Genomic DNA, 14507 nt, shown 5'->3' on the forward strand with positions numbered 1-14507 from the left:
CGGCGGGGCGGAAACGGGATGCCCTGAAGGCGGCCGGCAGCGGTGGCGCGTTACGCGGCGGACTGCTTGGCCGCTTCGATCCTCTGTTCGATGAGCGCCTTGGCCCGCATGGCCAGCTGGGACACGTCGGGCTTGGAAATCTGGTCGTCCGCGCCCACGGCTTCGCCCTTGTGGCGCAGCTTGTCGGTAATCAGCGAAGAAAAAAGGATCACGGGCAGGCTTTTGAGCAGCGGGTCGCTCTTGATCCGCTTGGTCAGGTTGTGCCCGTCCATGGCCGGCATTTCGATGTCGGCGACCATGACGTGCACGTAGTCGGAAAGCGGGCGGTTTTCGCCCTCGGAATTGGCCTTGATCTGCATGAGCAGCTCGAACGCCTCGCGGCCGTTCTGCACGGCGGTGACGTCGAAGCCCGCCTTTTGCAGCAGGTCTTTGAGCATTTCGCGCACGAGCACGGAGTCGTCGGCGACCAGGGCGCGGTAGCGGCTGGCGGCATTCCATTGGATGCTCATGTCCAGGCGCAGGCCGAGGTTGGGATTGAGGTCGGCCACGATCTTTTCCAGGTCGAGCAGGAAGACGATGCGATCCTCGAGCTTGACCACGCCCGTGATGCAGTCGCCGCTCATCTTGGACACGTAACGGTTGGGCGGTTCCACGGCTTCCCAGCTCATGCGGTGGATGCGCGTGACGCCGGAAACGAGGAAGGACGTGGTCACGTTGTTGAATTCCGTGACGATGACCTTGGGCGAAGCCGTTTCCTGGCGGATCTTGTCGAGCCATACGGAAAGATCGACAAGCGGAATGATATGGTTGCGCAGGTTGAACGCCCCGAGCACGCTCGGGTGGGACACCTCGGGCATGCCCGTGACCTTGGGCAGGCGAATGATCTCCAGGACCTTGGCCACGTTGACGCCGTAATAGCCGCGGTACACGCCCGAGGCTTCGGGGGCGTCGCCGGTGAAGGAGGAGGGGGCGGGCTCGTCGATGTAGAATTCGACGATTTCCAGCTCGTTGGTGCCGGCTTCAAGCAGAATGTTGGTCTGGGACATGGAGGTCTCCCGGCGTCGGGCGGTTGGTCAAAACGATTCCAGCACCTTCTGCACACGGTCAATTATTGTCTTGGGGGTTGAAGCGCCGGCTGTCAAGCCGATTGTGCGTTTGCCCGCGACCATGTCCGGCGTCAGTTCGTCGGCGGTCTCCACGTGCACGCAATCCGTGCCCGCGGCCCGGGCCACCTGCGCGAGCCGGCGCGTGTTCCCTGATTCCCGCCCGCCGACCACGACCATGAAGTCCACGAGCGCGGCCATGTCCATGGCCTCCTGCTGGCGGTTCATGGTGGCGTTGCAGATGGTGGAGAGCACGGTGAGCTCCGCGCCGGGGCGGGCTTTCAGAAAATCGCGGATGCGCAGGAACTCCTGCTCGTCCTGGGTGGTCTGGGCGGCCAGGAAATAGGACGGGCCGTGGGGCAGCTCCAGGCGTTCCAGTTCGTCCATGGAACCGAAGACATGGGCTCCGGCCGTGGCGTAGCTCAAAAGCCCCTTGACCTCGGGATGGTCCTCTTCGCCGAAAAGGAGCAGCACCTTGCCGCGCCTGGCCTGGGAGGCGATCAGCGTCTGCGCCTTTTTCACCTTGGGGCAGGTGGCGTCCACGATGGTCGCGCCGCGCGTCTTGATGCCCTGGCGCACGGGCTCGGGGATGCCGTGGGCCCGGATGACCACCGTGGCCCCGGGCGCGATGTCGGTCGGGTCGTTGACCACGCGCACGCCCTTGGCCGCGTACTCTTCGAGCACCTGCGGGTTGTGGATGATGGGGCCGAAGGTGAGGATGTCCCTGGCCTTTGCGCCGGCTTCCGGCGGCGTATCGATGAGGGAGGCGAGTTTTTTAAGCGCCAGGTCGACCCCCATGCAGAATCCGGCGGTCTGGGCGCGAAGCAGTTTCATGCGGTTTCTCCGGAAGCGGCGGCAAGGGCCTCGGCCGCGTCGATGATGGCGTCGAGTTCCTTCCAGGAAGTACAGTGACAAAGCCTGTCGCGCAAGGCGCGGCAGCCGGGCAGCTCGCGCAGGTAGCGGGGCACGGCCGTGCGCATGCGAAGCAGCGCCCGCCGGTCGTCGGCATGCTCGCGGCAGAGCGCTGCATGGCGGCGCACCACGTCGCAAAGGGGCGGCGACGACAGCGGCGCTTCGCCCCGGGCTGCGCGGAAGTGGTTGACGTGGCGGGTGAAGACGCGCGGGTCGCAAAGCGCCCCCCGGGCGTACATGACCCCGGTCGCGCCGGTTGCGCCAAGGCGCGCCACGGCGTCGGACGCGGTCATGAGGTCGCCGCTGGCGAGCACCGGCAGGGGCGAGGCGGCCACGAAGGCGGCGAGTTTGTCCGTATCGGCCGTACCGGAAAAGCCCTGGCTGGCATGGCGGGGATGCAGCGCAAGCCACGCGATGCCGGCCCCGGCCAAGTGCTCGGCCAGGGGCAGGGCCGTGAAATCGGGCGGTTTCGGCCCCAGGCGCAGCTTGACCCCGACCCGGCCGGGGCCGGCGGCTTCCGCCATGGCCGCGGCGCAGGCCACAAGGCGCTCGGGGTCGCCGAGAAGCGCCGCCCCGGCCCCGGTCTTGACCACCTTGCGCACGGAACAGCCGCAGTTGAGGTCGAAAAAGGCGTAGCCGTCGCCCGCGAGCTCGCGCACGGCGCGGCGCAGGTACTCGGGCTCGGCACCGAACAATTGCACCACGAGCGGCGCGTCGTCCGGGTGGGTGGCGAGCAGCCGCCTGGTGTTGCGTGAGTCGTAGAAAAGCCCCTTGGCGCTGACCATTTCCGTCACGGCCGCGGCTGCCCCGAGCTCCCGGCACAACAGCCGGAAGGGCAGGTCGGAAAAGCCGGCCAGGGGCGCAAGCCACGGGGCGTCGGGGGAAAAGGGCAGGGGCGGCATGGGCGAAAATCCTCGGCGGCCTTTACCCCAAGCCGGGGCGGGGGGCAACGGGCAAGCCTGCGCCGCCCCGGCATAACGGCATCCCCTGCGCCGGCCGCCCGCTAGAACCTGCCGTGGGTCAGGCCCAGGATGCCGATCACGATCAGGTAGATGGCCACGACGAGATTGAGCAGACGCGGCATGATGAGGATCAGGATGCCGGCGATAAGCGCGATGAGCGGTTGCAGCGAAAAGATCATCTGCATGACGCCTCCCTCGGCGCGCGTGCTTTCCGTTCCGGCAGGCGGCCCTGCCTTGGCGCGCGACGCCTGTTTTCTGGAAATGGGCATGTTTTCGGCCGGCGCAAGGGGAAGCCGGGGCAGGCGACGCCCGTTCCCGCGCTCGGATTGTCTTGCCCGCAGCCGGTGCCTACGGTATTCAATCGGGAAATCCGTTTGCCGCCTTGACGGTCAAGGCGCGTTGCCATGCCGGCGCCGCCGAGACGCGCATCCCATTTCATTCATGGCCAAACACCCTCAGGAACATCATGAACAACGCAAGCGGCGCGTCCGCGACCCGCGCGCCCTTCATCGAACAGGCCCTGGCCCCGATCATCCGCTTCAGCCACGTGGAGGCCTCGGGGGGCATCGTGCTGATCGCCTGCACGGTCATCGCCCTCGTCTGGGCCAATTCGCCCTATGCCCCGTCCTATGCCGCGCTTTGGGCTACGCACGTGACCGTGGGCTTTGGCGACTTCGTTTTGTCCAAGACGCTGTTGCACTGGATCAACGACGGGCTGATGGCGGTCTTTTTTTTCACCGTGGGGCTCGAGATCAAACGGGAAATCCTCGTCGGCGAGCTCAATTCCCCAAGCCAGGCCGTCCTGCCCGTGGCCGCGGCCGTGGGCGGCATGGCCGTGCCGGCCGCCATCTACGCCGCCGTCAACCATGGCCTGCCTTCCCTGTCCGGCTGGGGCGTGCCCATGGCCACGGACATCGCCTTCGCCCTCGGCATCCTGTCGCTGCTCGGCAACCGCGTCCCGGCCAGCCTCAAGGTGTTCCTGGCGGCCGTGGCCATCGTGGACGACATTGGCGCGGTGCTGGTCATCGCCGTCTTCTATAGCGGCGACATCTCGCTTTTTTCGCTGCTGCTCGGGGGCGGCATGCTGCTGGCCATGCTCGCGGCCAACGCCATGGGCGTGCGCCATCCCGCCGTGTACACGATTCTCGGCGTGGTGTTGTGGCTGGCTTTTCTCAAGTCGGGAGTGCACGCCACCATCGCCGGAGTGCTCGCGGCCATGACCATTCCGGCCCGCACGCGCATTCCGGCCGGGGCGTTCGCGGCGCGCGCGCGCCGGTTGCTCGGCTGTTTCGAGCGGGCGGGCGACGAGGGACAGCCGCTGCTCGCCAACAAGGCGCAGATCGCCGCCCTGGAGGAGATCGAACTGGCCTGCCGCAAGGCCGGCGCGCCGCTGTCGCGCATCGAGCACGCCCTGCATCCGTTCGTCGCCTACGCCGTCATGCCCGTTTTCGCCCTGGCCAACGCCGGGGTGGCCTTTGGCGGCGAAATCGGCGGCATCCTCGGCGAACCCGTGGCCGTGGGCATCGTGCTCGGCCTCGTCGTCGGCAAGCTCACCGGCATTTTCGGCGTCTGCCTGGCCATGTTCACACTCGGCTGGGCGCGCCTGGCTCCCGGCGTGCGGCTGCGCCATTACGCCGGCGTGGCCTGCCTGGCGGGCATCGGCTTCACCATGTCGATCTTCATCGCCGGCCTGGCCTTCGGCGACCAGAGCACGCTTGACGCCAAGGCCAAGCTGGCGGTCCTGGCGGCGTCCACGGCCTCGGGCGTCATCGGCTTCATCGTGCTGCGTCTGGCCGGCAACGGCGCGGACGGCGGGGAATGCTTGCAGGAACCCGTCGATCCGGAAACGGCCTGCCCCGGCGTCCCCGGCCCCTGCGTGGACCGCCCTTCCTCCTGATTTCCTTCCTTACGGGGTGGTCCAGGAGGAGCCCCCGGCCCCTCCTGGCCGCCGGAGGCATTCGTTCTCCGCTTCCTAGACCTCAAGCCCAGGCCGCGCCCAGGCGGTCTGGCGCACGCCGGAAAGGCCCTTGAAGCAGCTGCCGGCGCGGATGCCGGCCAGGGCCGCCGCAGGGTCGGGCACGGCGCAGCCGGCCAGGACGTCGATGCCGCAGGAGAAAAGCGACGGCGCATACGGCGTGGTCGGGCCGAGCATGACCACGAAGGCGTCTTCCCGGCAATGGCGCAGGATATCGGCCAGGGTGCCGTTGACGAGGGTCGTGCCGGTCACGGCCACCACATCGGCCTGGGGCAGGACCTCGGGCGCCTTGGACGCGTCGGTGTCCCCGGGGCGGGGGCGTTTTTCCAGGACCCAGAGGGTGGCGCAGACTTCGCGCAGGGCGCCCACGAAGGGGAAATGGCCGACCACGGCCACGTTTTTGCCCCGGCCCCGGTCGACCATGAGCGACTGTCCGGGATGTTCGGGGCCTTCGGGGGGCGGCGGGAGCAGGGCGTTTACCGCGGCCATGGCCAGGGAGGCGGCGTCGGTATTGGCGACGCCGGGATCTGCCAGGGTGGCGGCCAGTTCCCGGGCGCTTTGCGGCAGGGCGTCCCGTCTGGGCTGCAGGCGCGCCAGCCCCGGCGCGATATGCGAGACGAGGGAGGCCAGGCCGCAGTACCGGGCCGAAACGGCGGCCAGGCAGGTGCCCACGGTGACGTCGGCCACGGGCGCGTCCTCGGCCGCCAGGGCGTCGCGGACGACGGCCTGGAGGATGTCGTTTTGGGCAAGCGGTGTGCGCATGACTGGCTCCTTAGGCAGAATGTTGGGGGAAGACCGGCTGGGGCGGAGGGAAAGACGACGATGAAAAAAACTATCGCGTTCGAAAATCCGTGTAAAGACATGATGCTCCATCGTATTTTGCATTCGATTTGTCGCATGCGCAGGGTGGCGCGCGTGCAGCGAAGGTGTTGGATATTTCCGACATCCGAGGTATGATGTTCGGGACAGCATGTCCGGAGGAACCATGTCCGCAAAGGCACAAGCCATGGTTTTGGCGTCTTTTATCGGCGATGCGCTGGCCCTTGGCCCGCACTGGGAATACGACGTCGCGGCGTTGCGGGAACGCTTCGGCGAAGTGACGGGATATGTCGCGCCCGACCCAGACGGCTATCATGCCGGGAAAACGGTCGGCGACCAGACCCATTACGGCGACCAGACCCTCGTCCTGCTCCGTTCCCTGGCCGAGCGGGGCGGTTTCGATCTGGAGGACTTCGCCGCGAAATGGGTCGCGCGCATGCGTTCCTACGACGGTTACATCGACGGCGCGACGCGCATGACGCTCAAGATTTTTGATTTCGGCGAAGGCCCCGAGCAGTCGGGGTCCAATTCCAACGACCTCGCCGGCGCCAGCCGCGTGGCCCCGCTGGTCTGCGCGCTGCGCCACGACCTGCCGGGGCTCGTGGCCGCGGCTCGCGCGCAGACCAAGATGACCCACAACCACGCCCAGGTCATCGAGGCCGCGGAATTCTTCGCCCGCGCCGCCTGGGGCGTCCTTGCCGGAAAAACGCCGCGCCGCGCCCTGGAAGAGGCGGCCGAAGCGGGCTACGCCAGCGCCCCCATCGACCGCTGGCTGCGCGCCGGCCTGGACGCGGCCGACGAGGACACGGTCGCGGCCATCGGTCGTTTCGGCCGCACCTGCCACATCGGCGAGGCCATGCCCGGGGTGATCCACCTGATCGCCCGCTACGAACGCGACCTGCCCGCATGCCTGATGCAAAACGTCATGGCCGGCGGCGACAGCGCCGCCCGGGGCATGCTCGCCGGCATGGTCTGCGGCGCGCGCCTTGTGCCGGGGGACATCCCGCAGGCGTGGCTTGCGGGACTTCGCGCCAGGGCGGCCATCGAAAGCGACCTGCGCGCCATCAACCGGTAGCAAACCGGATTTTACAGCGTCGTCCTTGTGATGTATGAGTATGGAATCGTGCCGCGTTGCCGGTTTGCCGACGGGGCGAACACGGCCGTTTCCCGTGCGGCCGGGAAGGGGAAGGGACATGGAAAGCATCAAGGCTTCTTTGCCTGACGTGATCCAGCAGCGGATCGAGGATCTGGTCAACGCCCAGACCACGGACGAAGAGATGGCCGCGCATATCAAGGAGCTCGGTTGCCGCATCGCCGCCCTCGAGGCCTTGGCCCCCGAGGAAAAGGGCGAAGAGGCCGGACAGCTGGGCGAAGCCGTCCACCGCCTGTGCGAGCGCATCCGCAGGGATTACGTCGCCATCGCCTACCGGCAGGGACTCGTGGACGGTATGCGCATGGACAAGCTCGCAGCCGAAGAATAGGGGCTTTTCACGACGGCCGCCGGCGCGGCCGCACCCGCACCAGCCCCGTAACGGAGAGCCATGGCCGCCAAGGACATCAAGGATGTGGCGCACTGTGTCTACATGATCGACCTGGTTTTACGGGAGGTCATGAGTTCGCCGCACATTGCCAACAAGGCCTTCGCCACCCAGTGCCTCATCGACAGCTTCGTGCGCATCCTGCGCGAGGAGGGCTACGCCGTCAGCGACGCCCGCCTCAAGAAGATGCTCGCCTACGCCCATTGATTCCGGACCGAGGCCGTGGCACATGGGGCGGGCCGTTGCCGGGCCGCGCCCCTGCGCGTCGGCCGGCGTCCCATCAATCCTGAGGAGAGTCGTTCGTGTACGAAACCGCCAAACCGGCCTGGATGCTCGGGCCGGTCCGGGAGCCCTTCGACCGCGATGTGTCCCGGCGCATCGATGTTCTGCGCATCATCCTCATCGGCCTGATCGTCCTGGCCCACGGCGCGCGGGGCATCACCGTGCGCGTGCCCGCGACCGGCCCGGTCGCGGGCTGGATGGTCGAAACGCTCAACGGCCACGTCGATTTCGTGGCCGTGCCGCTTTTCTTCACCATTTCCGGGTTCCTGTTCCTGCGCAAGTTCGAGCTTTCCGCCGCGAGCTACGGCGAGATGCTGCGCAAGAAATTCGTCTCCCTGCTCATTCCCTATCTGCTCTTCAATATCGGCCTCGCCGTCTGGTTCTATTTCGTGGGCAGCATCGAGATGATGGGCTCCTGGGGCTACCTCGTGCAGGAAGGGATCGTGACCAAGACCCTGGGCCTTGGCACCACGCCCATCAACTATCCGTTGTGGTTTTTACGCGACCTGCTCGTGGTCTTCATCCTCTCGCCCGTGCTGCTGCTTTTTTTCAAGGAAGCGCCCGGCGTCGGGCTGGCGACGCTTTTTTGCCTGTGGGTCGGCGTCAATCCCGCGCCATATTCCTATTACGGCGATTTCTTCATGTTCTATCTCGGCGGCTACCTGGCGCGCACGCGCTTTCCGTTGCAGGGTATTTCCTGGTGGCAACGCTGGGGCACGCTCCTTTTCATCCTGCTCACGGCCGCGCTCGTGGCCCACAAGCAGCTCGGCATCACCGACGAGCACGCCCGGCTTTTCCTTTTCAAATGCAATCTCATCCTGGGGCTTGCCTGCTTCTGGCGCATCTCCGCCATCCCCTTCGTGCGCGACAGTCGCGTGCTGCACCGCATGGCCCGCCACAGCTTCTTCGTCTACCTGGCCCACGAACCCACGGTCTCCATCCTCCAGACCCGGCTGCTCGCCATCTGGCAACCCGTGGGCAACGCGCAGCAGATCGCCTTCTACTGGCTTTCGGGGCTGACGGTCATCGTGCTGCTGTGGGGCGTGGGCGAGGGCTTGTCCCGGGTGGTTCCCAAGGTGTACGCTGTGGCCACGGGCGCGCGCCTGCCCGCGGCGGTCCTGTCGCGAGGATGAGTTTCCTGTTTTACGGAAAAAGTGGACGACGCTGACGCCGCCGCCTGTTGTTGGAGAAAAATAAAGACCGCTATTTTAAAGGAAAGCCTCTCGAAACGCCCAGGCACGAAAGATGCTGCGCCTGTTGGTGGAGGTCCGCCACCCATGCTGCGAATCCTGCTCGCCGAGGACGATGTCAATCACGCCACCCTGGCCCGACAGGCCCTGGAGGGCGATGGCCACCAGATCATTACCGCGCCCGACGGGCGCGCGGCTCTGGCCGCCCTGGCCCGGCAGGCCTTCGACCTCATCCTGCTCGACATGCGCCTGCCCGATGTGGACGGCCGCGAACTGATCGACCGGGTGCGCGGCGGGCAGGGCCAGCGCCCGGACATTCCCATCGTCGTGCTCACGGGCTACGGCTTGCGCCAGCACCTCGACTTTTTCACCAGCCACGGCGTGCACGACTTCCTGGCCAAGCCCTACGACTGCGACGAACTGGCCACCATCATCCGCGCCTACGACCGCCACAACTGACGCCGTCCCTCCCGCGCCCATCCCTACCGGCACAGTGGACTTTGCCGGTGTTTTTCCGTAGACCCCAAGCGGTAACCCGCGCCCGTGGGCGCGAAAAAGCGAGGGAAGCATGCTTCGCATCGAAGACCTGCATGTCAAAATCGGCGACCGCGAGGTGCTCCGCGGCATCAACCTGCATATCGCCGAGAACGAGACGTTCATCCTGTTCGGGCCCAACGGATCGGGCAAGACCACCTTGCTCATGACCCTCATGGGCTTCGGCAACTACGAAATCACCAGCGGTCGCATCCTCTTTCGCGGCCAGGACATCACCCACGCCAGCATCTACGAGCGGGCGCGCCTGGGCATCGGCATGTCCTTCCAGCGGCCGCCCACCATCCACGGCCTCAAGACCCGCCACCTGGTGACCATGTGCGCCCGGGGCCGGGACATCGACGTGGAAGGCATGGCGCAAAAGCTCAATATGGACGCGTTTCTCGACCGCGACATCAACGCCGGCTTTTCCGGCGGCGAGATCAAGCGCTCGGAACTGCTCCAGCTCATGGCGCAAAATCCCTACCTGCTGCTTTTCGACGAGCCCGAATCCGGCGTGGATCTGGAAAACATGAAGCTTATCGGCGCGACCGTGCGCGACGTGCTCTCCGGCGGCATCGAACCCAGGCCCGAGACCAGCATGAAGCAGCAGCGGGTGCGCAAACGGCCCGTCTCCGGACTCATCATCACACACACGGGCTACATCCTCGAATATGTCAACGCCGACCGGGGGCAGGTGCTCTACAACGGCCATCTGTGCTGCGAGGCCAATCCCCGCGACATCCTGGACCACATCAGCCAGTACGGCTACCAGGAATGCGTGCGCTGCCTCAACTAGCCAAGGGGAGCCTTTCTTATGGATAAAATCGATCTGCACGACTTCCGTTTCAGCGGCGGCCCCCAGCTCGGCGAGATTCCCGACCTGCGCCAGCTCGATGCGGCGGACAAGGCCGAAATGCTCATGTCCGGCGTGGACGTGGAAGAACGCGAACGCGCCGGCACCTACATCCAGGTGGACCACGGCCGCGTGCATTGCAAGAGCCTCCAGCCCGGCGTCGAGATCCTCGACATCAAGGACGCGCTCAAAAAGTACGACGGCCTGCCCGGTTACTTCTGGACGCAGGTGGACAAGGACAAGGACGAATACACCCGTTCGGCCGCGGAAAACCTCCACGGCGGCTATTTCGTGCGCACGGAAAAAGGGGCCAAGATCGCCGAGCCGGTACAGTCGTGCCTGTTTCTCAAAAGCGACATGGTCGGCCAGAACGTGCACAACGTGGTCATCGTCGAGGACGATTCCGAACTGCACATCATCACCGGCTGTTCGGTGGCCCACGGCTCCAAGGGCGCGGCCCACCTCGGCATCTCGGAGTTCTTCGTCGGCAAGAACGCCAAGCTCACCTTCACCATGGTCCACAACTGGGCCGACTCGACCGTGGTGCGGCCGCGCACGGGCGGCGTGGTGGACGAGGGGGGCGTGTTCATCAACAACTACGTGCTGCTCAAGCCCGTCAAGGACCTTCAGTCCTATCCGGCCATACGCTTGAACGGCCGGGGGGCCGTGGCGCGGTTCAATTCCGTCATCGTCGCGCCCAAAGGTTCCTACGTCGATTCCGGCAGCCGCATCGAGCTCAACGCCCCGGACACGCGCGGCGAGATCATCTCGCGCACCATCGCCTCCGGCGGCACCATCGTGGCCCGGGGGTTCATCGGCGGCAACGCCGTGCCGGCCAAGGGGCACCTGGAGTGCAAGGGCCTCATCCTCGGCGGCGGCATCATCCACGCCATCCCGGAACTGCGCGGCGCCATGGACGGGGTTGAGCTTTCCCACGAGGCCGCCGTGGGCAAGATCGCCCAGGAGGAGATCGAATACCTCATGGCGCGCGGCCTCGACGAGGACGAAGCCACCTCCACCATCGTGCGCGGCTTCCTCAACGTGGACATCATGGGCCTGCCCAAGGAACTCAAGGACGTCATCGAAAAGACCATCTCCGAATCGCAAAAGGACATGTTCTAGCGCTTCGAAAAACGTCAGGCATCGCAAACGCCGCCGCCCGCAGGGGCTGCGGCGTTTTTTTTCGCACCAGGGCGATTGCCAAAGGGGAACGCTTTGCGCTATTGCCGGTCCCGGTCGGCAGTTCACCCAGGCGTCGCCGCCCCGCGAGGGGAGCTAAACCTGCCGCGTTCCTCTTGTCCGCGCCGACACCTTGGCCGTGCCGCGTCGGAAGCCGGCGACCACGACATACTCGTTTTTCGGGAAAGGCACGCTTCAAGGGATAAGCGATGTCCAGAATTCCTTTGCCCCTGGCCGTGGACGACATCACGGCCTTCGCGCGCTGCCTGCGCACGCGCCTTACTGCAAGCCAGGCCGCGCCGAGCCACCTCGAACTGCTCAACTGGCTGGCCAAGGCCGCAGGCTACAAGAACTTCCAGCACTTCCGGGCCTCGGTGCATCCGAACCTGCCGGTAGCCGCGACCGAACCCGTCGTCGAGCCCGAGCCGACGCCCGAGCCCCTAAGCGAAACCCGGCTCAAGCGGCTGGCGCGGCTCTACGACGCCGCGGGCCGCCTGACGCGCTGGCCGTCCAAGCGGGGCATGCAGCTCACCTGCCTGTGGACGGTGTGGGCGGCCATCCCCAGCCGCGAGGTCTTTGACGAGCCGGGCGTGACGCGCATCCTCGCCGGGACGCACCTGTTCGGCGACCCGGTGCTGCTGCGCCGGGAACTGTGCGACTTGGGCCTTCTCTGGCGCACTCCGGACTGCCGCGCCTACCGCCGCGTGGAGCGCAGGCCCCCGCCCGAGGCGCTCGAACTCCTGCGCCGGGTGCGCGCCAAGGCGCAAGGCCAGTAAGGTGCGGCCTGAGCGCCGTCCCGCACGACCATTTGCATAACGAAACGCCGCCCGCCATGGCCCAAAGCCTTGGCGGGCGGCGTCTTTTCGTCCAGCGTCGTGGCGCAGTCTACGGCCTGGTCAGCTCGAAATAGTCCGTCTGGTCGATATCCGGGAATTGAAACAGCACGGGCGTGCACGTGCCCTGGCGGATGAGCCGCAGCCGGCAGGCGAAGGTCTTGCCTGGGGCGAGGCCGTATTTGGCCGCGAAACGCGGCCCGGGCGGCATGCCGTTGACCAGCGTCAGATCGTGTTCGATGCCCGGCCGGTAGAGCGGTTCGCCCGTGATGGGCGCGTCCGGCGTGAAGGTGAAGGCCACGGCCAGCGGCGGGTAGGGCGTCGGCGAACCCTGTCCCGGCGCATCGGGCCGCCAGGGCGCGACCGAGACGATCGTCGCCGTCCCGGGAAAATCGTCGTAGAGGCAGGGGCCGCCCACGCGGCCGGGGCCGCCGCCTGCGAACGCGCTTGCGGGAAAGGCGGCCAGGACGGCCAGGGCGCACAGGGAAACAAGGCGCAGGGCGGTCAACATGGGGAGCCTCCTTGCGGCGCTGCCCTATTTGGCCAGAAGCCGCAGATACAGGTCGCCGCGCATGGGTCCGATGCGCCGGCCCATACCCCTCAGGCGTATGGGCCGGCCCACCACGAAATCCGGCGGCAGCGTCACCTCCACCATGGTCGGTTTGGCGTTGCCCAGGCCATGGCGGATGCCCACGCGGATGCGCGTGCCGGGAAAAAGGCTCGTGGTCGGCAGGTGCACGGTCTGCTCGTCGTCGAGTTGCTTGCGGAAATAGTCCTTGAGCGAGCCCCAGAAACCCTTGGAGATGTCCAGGGACACGGCCTTGTCGCCCCAGTGGAACGAGACCTTGCGCGGTCCCTTGGCCGTGACCGGGCCGGAGCGCGGCGCGGCGTTGCGTTTGACCTGCTGGTAGATGTCCTGGAACACCTGCCGGGCGAAGGGATCCTTGAGCAGGTCCTGCAACACTTCCTCGCGGCGGAAATAGAAGCCGGAGTCCGCGTTTTGCTTCGAGGCCTGCGTGTAGGCGGCGCGGCCCTGGCGCTGGCGGTTGGCATCGCCGGCGGTGGGGCCGGGGCGCGGGCCGGCCGCGCCGGGCTTTGGACCTGCGGAGGACCCGGTTGTCGCGCCCGGGCCCTTGGCCTGCTGCGGGCCGGGCTCGGTGTCGCGGTTGGCCAGGAAGTGGCGCAGCAGCAGGTAGGCTTCGTTTAATCGCTGGAATTTGCGCTTGGCCCCGGGGTCGTCGGGGTGCAGATCGGGATGGAGGCTGAAGGCCAGCTTGCGGTAGGCGGATTTGACGGCTTCGAGGTCGGAGGCGGCCGTCACGCCGAGCAGGGAGCGCGCCTCGTCAAGGCGCATGGAATCCGCTTGGCCCATCTTCCGTATCCTCGGTTTGCTCCGGCGCGATGTCGGCCAGCGCCTCCGGCACGTCCTCGCCCCGGGCGCGGGACAAGCTGTGTCGGGCGAGGTATTCCCTGCCCTGCCGGGCGAATTCGGCGTGGGAGACCTCGCGGTTGATGCCCGGGCAGTCCTCGGCCGCCATGGCGTGGCTGCCGGCGTCGATGATGTTGCCCCGAAAGTACGGCCAGGCCCGGCAGACGTCGGGCCGCCCCGGATGCACGCCGCAGCCTTCCGCGTAGAAGACGCAGTATCCGTCCGGGCCCGTCGTAAGGCGGTACTTGCCCGAAACGAAATGGGCGTACCGCGCGAGCATGGCGTCCGGTTCCATCTGGAGATGGGCGGCAAGGCGCGTGATGTCGCCGCGCGACATCACGATGCCGCCTTCGCCATGGCAGCAATGGCCGCATCGACGGCAGGTGAAGGCGAGCTTAAGCGGCATCGCTATCCCTTTAACCCCAAAGGCGGCGGTGTTCAACCATGATGCAACGGTCTTCCACCACAATGACGCCGTGCGGCGATAAAAGTTCGCGCGCTTCGGGACTGGCGATGCCGGATTGCATCCAGAAGCAGCGCGGCCGGCATTCAAGCGCCAGCACTTCCGCGGCATGGGCCGGACAGTGGGCCGGGGCGCGGAACAGGTTGACGATGTCGATGGGCGCGGCGATCTCGGCGAGCGTCTTGCGCGCCGGCAGGCCCCAGACCGAGGATCTGGCCGGATGGACCGGGATGACCGTGAACCCGGCGTCGATCAGGTAGCGCCCGACCATGTCCACTTCGGTTCCGGGCCGGTCCTTGGCCCCGACCAGGGCGATGGTCTTGCCCGGAGCGAGCAGTTCCTTGAGCAGCGAATCGGCGTACAGCATGGGTTGCCCCGAGAGAGGTTTTCGTTTGCGGGAAAAAGGTGTATCCGCTTGGCGGCATCCATGCCCGG

18 protein-coding genes are annotated in these 14507 nt (G+C 66.7%); 9 read left to right on the forward strand and 9 right to left on the reverse strand.

The genetic code is table 11. The annotated features are described in order from the left end of the window. Window positions 1-50: 50 nt before the first annotated feature. The 4 genes from Q368_RS0109830 to Q368_RS24500 all read right to left on the reverse strand — a co-directional run bounded on the left by Q368_RS0109830 (window position 51) and on the right by Q368_RS24500 (window position 3162). Window positions 51-1046, reverse strand: a complete 996-nt coding sequence (locus Q368_RS0109830; RefSeq protein WP_029458898.1) for a chemotaxis protein — start codon at window positions 1044-1046, stop codon at window positions 51-53. Between the two features lie 27 nt (window positions 1047-1073). Then, window positions 1074-1937 carry a 4-hydroxy-3-methylbut-2-enyl diphosphate reductase gene (gene ispH / locus Q368_RS0109835; protein WP_029458899.1) on the reverse strand — a complete coding sequence of 288 codons (864 nt, stop codon included), beginning with the start codon at window positions 1935-1937 and terminating at the stop codon, window positions 1074-1076. Next, entirely contained in the window at window positions 1934-2917 is a 984-nt protein-coding gene (locus Q368_RS0109840) for a tRNA dihydrouridine synthase (RefSeq protein ID WP_029458900.1), read from the reverse strand. The genes ispH and Q368_RS0109840 overlap by 4 nt, the downstream gene beginning before the upstream one ends. A 101-nt stretch (window positions 2918-3018) precedes the next feature. Then, window positions 3019-3162, reverse strand: coding sequence for a DUF3096 domain-containing protein (locus Q368_RS24500; RefSeq protein ID WP_084158726.1), 144 nt, complete (start codon window positions 3160-3162; stop codon window positions 3019-3021). A gap of 281 nt (window positions 3163-3443) precedes the next feature. Here Q368_RS24500 and nhaA point away from each other — a divergent pair, with 281 nt between their 5' ends. Then, window positions 3444-4874 carry a Na+/H+ antiporter NhaA gene (nhaA, locus tag Q368_RS0109850; RefSeq protein ID WP_052360097.1) on the forward strand — a complete coding sequence of 477 codons (1431 nt, stop codon included), beginning with the start codon at window positions 3444-3446 and terminating at the stop codon, window positions 4872-4874. 75 nt (window positions 4875-4949) lie between these two features. Here the strand turns inward: nhaA and Q368_RS0109855 are convergent, their stop codons facing one another. Further along, a complete protein-coding gene (locus Q368_RS0109855; protein ID WP_029458902.1) occupies window positions 4950-5714 on the reverse strand; it encodes a Rossmann-like domain-containing protein in 765 nt (254 codons plus the stop codon). A 223-nt stretch (window positions 5715-5937) separates the two neighbouring features. Here Q368_RS0109855 and Q368_RS0109860 point away from each other — a divergent pair, with 223 nt between their 5' ends. The 8 genes from Q368_RS0109860 (at window position 5938) to Q368_RS0109895 (ending at window position 12123) form a co-directional block, all read left to right on the forward strand. After that, the gene (locus Q368_RS0109860) at window positions 5938-6846 is read left to right on the forward strand and encodes an ADP-ribosylglycohydrolase family protein (RefSeq protein ID WP_029458903.1); all 909 of its coding nucleotides are present in this window, start codon (window positions 5938-5940) and stop codon (window positions 6844-6846) included. Window positions 6847-6964: 118 nt separating this feature from the next. Continuing rightward, complete coding sequence (locus tag Q368_RS0109865) at window positions 6965-7252, forward strand: hypothetical protein (RefSeq protein WP_029458904.1); 288 nt, start codon at window positions 6965-6967, stop codon at window positions 7250-7252. 60 nt (window positions 7253-7312) lie between these two features. Further along, window positions 7313-7516 carry a hypothetical protein gene (locus tag Q368_RS0109870; protein ID WP_029458905.1) on the forward strand — a complete coding sequence of 68 codons (204 nt, stop codon included), beginning with the start codon at window positions 7313-7315 and terminating at the stop codon, window positions 7514-7516. A 95-nt stretch (window positions 7517-7611) separates the two neighbouring features. After that, entirely contained in the window at window positions 7612-8724 is a 1113-nt protein-coding gene (locus Q368_RS0109875) for an acyltransferase family protein (protein ID WP_029458906.1), read from the forward strand. 144 nt (window positions 8725-8868) lie between these two features. Then, complete coding sequence (locus tag Q368_RS0109880; protein WP_029458907.1) at window positions 8869-9240, forward strand: response regulator; 372 nt, start codon at window positions 8869-8871, stop codon at window positions 9238-9240. Window positions 9241-9349: 109 nt separating this feature from the next. Continuing rightward, window positions 9350-10111, forward strand: a complete 762-nt coding sequence (locus tag Q368_RS0109885; RefSeq protein WP_029458908.1) for an ABC transporter ATP-binding protein — start codon at window positions 9350-9352, stop codon at window positions 10109-10111. 18 nt (window positions 10112-10129) lie between these two features. Then, window positions 10130-11290 carry a SufB/SufD family protein gene (locus tag Q368_RS0109890; protein WP_029458909.1) on the forward strand — a complete coding sequence of 387 codons (1161 nt, stop codon included), beginning with the start codon at window positions 10130-10132 and terminating at the stop codon, window positions 11288-11290. A gap of 266 nt (window positions 11291-11556) precedes the next feature. Further along, window positions 11557-12123 (forward strand): DUF2087 domain-containing protein, encoded by a 567-nt coding sequence (locus tag Q368_RS0109895; protein WP_029458910.1) that lies wholly within the window; start codon window positions 11557-11559, stop codon window positions 12121-12123. Between the two features lie 109 nt (window positions 12124-12232). Here the strand turns inward: Q368_RS0109895 and Q368_RS0109900 are convergent, their stop codons facing one another. Genes Q368_RS0109900 through Q368_RS0109915 form a run of 4 tightly spaced genes read right to left on the reverse strand, consistent with a single transcriptional unit; the run spans window position 12233 to window position 14439 of the window. Further along, complete coding sequence (locus Q368_RS0109900; protein ID WP_029458911.1) at window positions 12233-12691, reverse strand: hypothetical protein; 459 nt, start codon at window positions 12689-12691, stop codon at window positions 12233-12235. Between the two features lie 24 nt (window positions 12692-12715). After that, window positions 12716-13552 carry a J domain-containing protein gene (locus tag Q368_RS0109905; protein ID WP_029458912.1) on the reverse strand — a complete coding sequence of 279 codons (837 nt, stop codon included), beginning with the start codon at window positions 13550-13552 and terminating at the stop codon, window positions 12716-12718. Then, window positions 13524-14015 carry a YkgJ family cysteine cluster protein gene (locus tag Q368_RS0109910; protein WP_029458913.1) on the reverse strand — a complete coding sequence of 164 codons (492 nt, stop codon included), beginning with the start codon at window positions 14013-14015 and terminating at the stop codon, window positions 13524-13526. Before Q368_RS0109910 ends, Q368_RS0109905 begins: the two co-directional genes overlap by 29 nt. Before the next feature lie 10 nt (window positions 14016-14025). Then, entirely contained in the window at window positions 14026-14439 is a 414-nt protein-coding gene (locus tag Q368_RS0109915) for a CoA-binding protein (protein WP_029458914.1), read from the reverse strand. Window positions 14440-14507: the final 68 nt, after the last annotated feature.

This window comes from Solidesulfovibrio alcoholivorans DSM 5433 (assembly GCF_000702665.1).
Classification (GTDB): Bacteria; Desulfobacterota; Desulfovibrionia; order Desulfovibrionales; family Desulfovibrionaceae; genus Solidesulfovibrio; species Solidesulfovibrio alcoholivorans.